The 5,510-nt window shown below is 53.4% G+C and carries 5 protein-coding genes; all 5 read left to right on the top strand.

The window, feature by feature from the left end; genetic code table 11:
* Nucleotides 1–285: 285 nt before the first annotated feature.
* Nucleotides 286–1,350 (top strand): hypothetical protein, encoded by a 1,065-nt coding sequence (locus tag QVP90_RS16790; RefSeq protein WP_021937058.1) that lies wholly within the window; start codon nt 286–288, stop codon nt 1,348–1,350.
* A complete protein-coding gene (locus QVP90_RS16785) occupies nt 1,340–2,797 on the top strand; it encodes a lipopolysaccharide biosynthesis protein (RefSeq protein ID WP_007480809.1) in 1,458 nt (485 codons plus the stop codon). Before QVP90_RS16790 ends, QVP90_RS16785 begins: the two co-directional genes overlap by 11 nt.
* 29 nt (nt 2,798–2,826) lie before the next feature.
* Nucleotides 2,827–3,996, top strand: a complete 1,170-nt coding sequence (locus QVP90_RS16780) for a glycosyltransferase (protein WP_005932237.1) — start codon at nt 2,827–2,829, stop codon at nt 3,994–3,996.
* Nucleotides 3,993–4,742 carry a glycosyltransferase family 32 protein gene (locus QVP90_RS16775; RefSeq protein ID WP_005932239.1) on the top strand — a complete coding sequence of 250 codons (750 nt, stop codon included), beginning with the start codon at nt 3,993–3,995 and terminating at the stop codon, nt 4,740–4,742. The genes QVP90_RS16780 and QVP90_RS16775 overlap by 4 nt, the downstream gene beginning before the upstream one ends.
* A gap of 16 nt (nt 4,743–4,758) precedes the next feature.
* Nucleotides 4,759–5,510: glycosyltransferase family 2 protein (locus QVP90_RS16770; RefSeq protein ID WP_288204890.1), on the top strand; the 752-nt coding region annotated here is incomplete at its 3' end.

Genomic DNA, 5,510 nt, shown 5'->3' with positions numbered 1-5,510 from the left:
ATATTAGTGACCGATTAATTAATAAACAGGAGTATCTCCCTACTCCCTCTCCTACGGAGAGGGCCGGGGAGAGGCCCTCTGGGGAGAGGCCCCATTATTTATCAATAATCCGCTAATCCGTACCGGTTTCTTTGAATTTATCGATTATTATGCTTAAATTTGCCTTTATTATAAAAGGCTGTTTTGCTTCTTAATTCCGGAATGAGGGAGGTTATGGATTAAGAAAAAAGACAAACTCCGATTTTTTATTCCATTAAAAACGAATTTCAAGAGAAACCCATCTATATGAAAGTGTTAATTGTATTCAGAGAAGACGACACAGACAATCTCTTCGTCCCTGTACTCTGCGAAGCCATCCGCAAGCAGGGCATCGACGTGCATTGTTCCGACCGGGATTTCTGGGAAAAGGATGAACCTTATGACATCATCCATTTTCAATGGCCCGAAGAGGCGGTGGGATGGAACTGTACGGACATCTCCGTGATAGACCGTCTGCGGCAGCGCATACGCCACTTCAAAGACGGCGGGAGCAAGATCGTCTATACAAGGCACAACGCCTGTCCGCACTACAATGCCAATCCGGTCATCCGGCAGGCATACGGGCTCATCGAATCGTGCAGCGACGTAGTGGTGCATATGGGGCGATACAGCAAGGAGGAATTTGGAAAGGCGCATCCCGGCAGCCGGAATGTCATCATCCCCCACCATATCTACGAAAACACCTACAACGAAAGCATCTCACGCGAAGAAGCCCGCAGGCACTTAGGACTTCCGGCCGATAAAATGATCATCACCGCCTTCGGAAAATTCCGCAACCGCGAAGAGATCCGCATGGTGCTGGACGCCTTCTCCGCCTTGCGGAATAAAAGAAAGTTCCTGCTGGCCCCCCGGATGTTCCCGTTTGCCAAACATCCCGGGCAGCGCAATCCGCTGAAAAGGCTCCTTTCGCTGGCCGGCTACTACCTTGTACCGGCTCTGCTCCGCCTGAGAAACATCCGGGCAGGCGCCAACGGCGAACTGATCGACAACGACGAGCTCCCCTACTACATCGCCGCGTCGGACGTGATATTCGTGCAGAGGAAACGGATACTGAACTCGGGCAACGTCCCTTTAGCTTTCCTGTTCCGGAAAGTGGTGGCAGGCCCGGACAACGGGAATGTGGGCGAACTGCTGCGCGAGACCGGAAACCCGGTCTTCTCTCCCGACGACAACGCCGGCATCGTACGTGCGCTGGAACAGGCCGGACGGCTGGCGGAACAGGGCAAGGGAGAAGAGAATTACCGCTACGCCCGGCAGCATATGAATCTCGAGGTGGTGGCAAACGCATATATCGACGCTTATGGCAAGTAATCTCAAGCAACAGCTCTTTTCCGGTGTCTTCTACACCGCGCTCGCCAAGTATAGCGGCATCGTCATCTCCCTCGTCGTGGCCGGAGTACTGGCCCGCCTGCTCACGCCCGACGACTTCGGCATCGTAGCCATCGCCACGGTCATCATCGCCTTTTTCAGCATCTTCACCGACATGGGCATCTCGCCCGCCATCGTGCAGAACAAGGCATTGACGGAGAAAGACCTGTCGGACATCTTCTCCTTCACCCTCTGGATGGGCGCCGGCCTTTCGGTGCTTTTCTTCGCCGCCTCGTGGCCCATTGCCGCCTATTACGAGAGCCCCATCCTGCGCACCCTGTGCCAACTGCTCTGCGTGAACCTCTTTTTCGCTTCGGCCACCATCGTGCCCAACGCCCTGTTTTTCAAGAACAAGGAGTTCAAGTTCATCGCCCTCCGCAGCTTCGCCGTGCAGGTGGCCAGCGGCACGGCCGCCGTCATAGCCGCCTTGAACGGCGCGGGACTGTATGCGCTGATCATCAGCCCGATCCTCTCCAGCATCCTCCTTTTCATCATCTCGCTGAAACGCTACCCGCAACACCCCGCGATGACGCTCGGATGGGGCGCCCTCCGCAAGATATTCTCCTACTCCGCCTACCAGTTCCTTTTCAACGTCATCAACTACTTCAGCCGCAACCTCGACAAGCTGCTGATAGGCAAGTACATGGGCATGTCGGAATTGGGATATTACGAGAAGTCATACCGCCTGATGATGCTGCCGTTGCAGAACATCACCCAAGTCGTCACCCCGGTGATGCACCCCATATTCAGCGATTACCAGAACGACCTGAACCGGCTTGCCTCGGCCTACGAACGCATCCTGCGCCTGCTCGCCTTCATCGGGATACCGCTCAGCGTGCTGCTGTTCTTCACGGCCGAAGAGGTGACGCTGATCATCTTCGGTCAGCAATGGCTGCCGTCCGTGCCGGTGTTCCGCATACTCACGCTCTCGGTCGGCGTACAGATCATCCTCTCCTCCTCCGGAAGCATCTTCCAGGCTGCCGGAGACACGCGCAGCCTGTTCGTCTGCGGGGTATTCTCGTCCGTGCTCAATGTGACGGGGATGCTGCTCGGCATCTTCTGGTTCGGCACGCTGGAAGCCGTGGCATGGTGCATCGTCACCACGTTCTGCATCAACTTCATCCAGTGCTACTGGCAGATGTACCGCGTGACGCTCCGGCGAAGCATGTGGACACTGCTGCGCCAGTTCACATCGCCCATCATTGCAGGCATGCTCATAGCGGCCGCCCTCATCCCGCTACATTACTTGACAAACAACGGGAATATTTTTCTCACGTTTATATTGAAAAGTATCGTAAGTTTCACTATCTTTGGGATTTATATACAAATCACGCGCGAGTATGACCTGATGGGAAAGATACAAAAAATAGCGCACAAACGAAAAAAGTAAAATAACTAAAGAAATCCTTAAAGCAAACAATGAAATTATTATTTCTTATCTTTCACGGATTTGACGAAGCAAACGGTATCAGCAAAAAAATCCGATACCAGACAAAAGCACTGCGCGAATGCGGGGCGGACGTACGGATGTGTTATTACCAGATCACAGACGACGGCAACCGGCGTTGGATGGTAAACGATGAAGTGATAGCCGATCTCGGATCGGGAAAGATGGCAAAGGCCAAAAAAAGGTTTTTCTTTCGTCCCATCTGCGAGTATGCGCAACGCGAAGGCATCGAGCTGGTATACATCCGGTCTTTTCACAACGCCAATCCTTTCACAATCAACCTGATAAAAGAACTTAAACGGCAAGTGAGGCATGTGGTCATGGAAATTCCCACGTATCCTTATGACCAGGAGTACGCCAGCACCGGAATGAAGCTGAAACTCTACATCGACCGCCTGTTCCGCAAAAAACTGGCGAAGCAACTGGACGCAATCGTTACCTTTTCAGCAGCAAAAACCATTTTCGGCATTCCGGCCATACGCATTTCCAACGGCATCGACTTCGATGCCGTGCCACTCAAGCAGCACATGAACGACACTTCGGACGAACTGCATCTGATAGGGGTGGCCGAAGTGCATTATTGGCACGGATTCGACCGCCTGGTGCGCGGACTGGCCGCCTACTACGACCGCGGACGATCCTACAAAGTGTATTTCCACATCGTAGGCGAACTGACGGGCGAACGCGAACGGAAAGAAATACTGCCCCTCATCCGTGAACACGGGCTGGAACCCTACGTCATTCTGCACGGAGCCCGGCATGGCCTCGAATTGGACGAGCTCTTCGAACATGCCGATTTCGGGATAGGCAGCCTGGGCCGCCACCGGAGCGGCATCACCCACATCAAAACATTGAAAAACCGTGAATATGCCGCACGCGGGCTTGCGTTCGCCTATTCGGAAACCGATGAGGACTTTGACGACAAGGCATACGTGATGAAAATTCCGGCGGACGAGACAGCAGTGGACATCGACGGCATAGTGGCCTTCTGCCGGTCGCTGCCGATGACCGGCCGGGAGATACGCGACAGCATCGGAAATCTGTCGTGGAAGTGCCAGATGCAGAAAGTATTGTGCGAAGTAGTGCCGTGCACGAAGACGCCGGCACTGCCTGTTCCACCTCAAAACATCAGAAAAATATGATACCCAAACGAATACACCTCTGCTGGCTGAGCGGCGACCCTTATCCTCAGAAGATACAAAAATGTATCGACAGTTGGAAAATCCATCTGCCGGACTATGAAATCATGCTATGGGACTTGAAACGGTTCGACATCGCGCAAGTGCCCTGGGTAGAGCAGGCCTTTCGGGTCAAGAAGTATGCTTTTGCCGCAGACTACATCCGCCTGTACGCCCTCTACAACTACGGCGGCATTTATCTGGACTCGGACGTGGAAGTCTTGAAGAGCTTCGATCCGTTGCTGGATCTCCCCTACTTCGTCGGTGCGGAAAACGCAGGCACGATCGAAGCCGCCATAATCGGGGCCGAAAAGGGATGCGACTGGATAAAGGCCTGTCTGGACTACTATAAAGGAAGAAATTTCATACAGGAAAACGGACAGATGGATATCCGCATGCTGCCGGAAATCATGAACGAAACCATCCAGCGCTTCAAGCCGGTGGTCAATCTGACGGATAGCAACATCGACGCACTGAAGGGTCTGGATATGGAAAAAGCCGTATATGTGCTGCCCAACGATTTTTTCTCTCCGAAGATATTCGACTCCAGAGAGGTGATCGTCACCGGCAACACCTATGCCATCCATCACTATCAGAATTCCTGGTTCTCACACCAGGCGTTCATTTACTACCGCACGAGAACCTTCTTTATAAAGCTATTCGGATACAATTGTATCCGGCGCATCGAGAAACTGATTCTAAAAAGATAACCTCAAAAAGCAGAATATGAAGAAATGGTACAGCAAATATCTGCAAGTCTACGGGAAACCCTTCTCCTATGCACCGGCAGCAGTCGTCGAAGAAGTACGCGGCAAACTGGCCGGATTGCAGTCCGAACAGCCACTGGTCACCGTATCCCTGATCGGATACAATGAAGAACGGCATCTGCTGGCCTGCCTGTGGTCGCTGAGCGAGATGCAGTGCCGCTATCCGGTAGAAATCATCGGGGTAGACAACGAATCGAAAGACCGCACGGCCGAGATATACCGGGCCACCGGAGTGCCTTATTACACGGAAACGCGGCACAGCTGCGGTTTCGCACGCCTGTGCGGGTTGAACCATGCAAGGGGAAAATACCACATCAACATAGATTCGGATACCCTGTATCCGCCCCGCTACGTAGAAACGATGGTGGAAGCCCTCGAACGTCCCGGTATCGTGGCCGTCAGCTCACTGTGGAGCTACATCCCCGACAAGGAGCACTCATGGCTGGGACTGAAATTCTATGAATTCGCCCGTGACACGCACCTGTGGCTGCAAGCATTCAAGCGTCCGGAACTGAGCGTGCGCGGACTGGTGTTTGCTTATCGTACCGATCTGGCGCAGAAAACGGGTATCCGCACGGATATCATCCGTGGCGAAGACGGCTCATTGGCACTGGAATTGAAAAAGTATGGAAAGATCGCTTTCGTACGCAAACGCCGGGCACGCGCAGTGACGGGATATGGCACGGTGGGCACTGACGGAACCCTGCTGAA

Origin of the sequence: Bacteroides sp. CAG:189, assembly GCF_000432295.1 — a bacterium.
Lineage (GTDB): Bacteria > Bacteroidota > Bacteroidia > Bacteroidales > Bacteroidaceae > Bacteroides > Bacteroides salyersiae.
Note: the sequence above shows the minus strand (reverse complement) of the source record. Positions and strands in the feature narration are given on the sequence as shown.

Bases quoted from the DNA above. Each gene is read 5' to 3' on its own strand.
- QVP90_RS16790 (WP_021937058.1), top strand. From the start codon at position 286: ATGAAAGTGTTAATTGTATTCAGAGAAGACGACACAGACAATCTCTTC.
- QVP90_RS16785 (WP_007480809.1), top strand. From the start codon at position 1,340: ATGGCAAGTAATCTCAAGCAACAGCTCTTTTCCGGTGTCTTCTACACC.
- QVP90_RS16780 (WP_005932237.1), top strand. From the start codon at position 2,827: ATGAAATTATTATTTCTTATCTTTCACGGATTTGACGAAGCAAACGGT.
- QVP90_RS16775 (WP_005932239.1), top strand. From the start codon at position 3,993: ATGATACCCAAACGAATACACCTCTGCTGGCTGAGCGGCGACCCTTAT.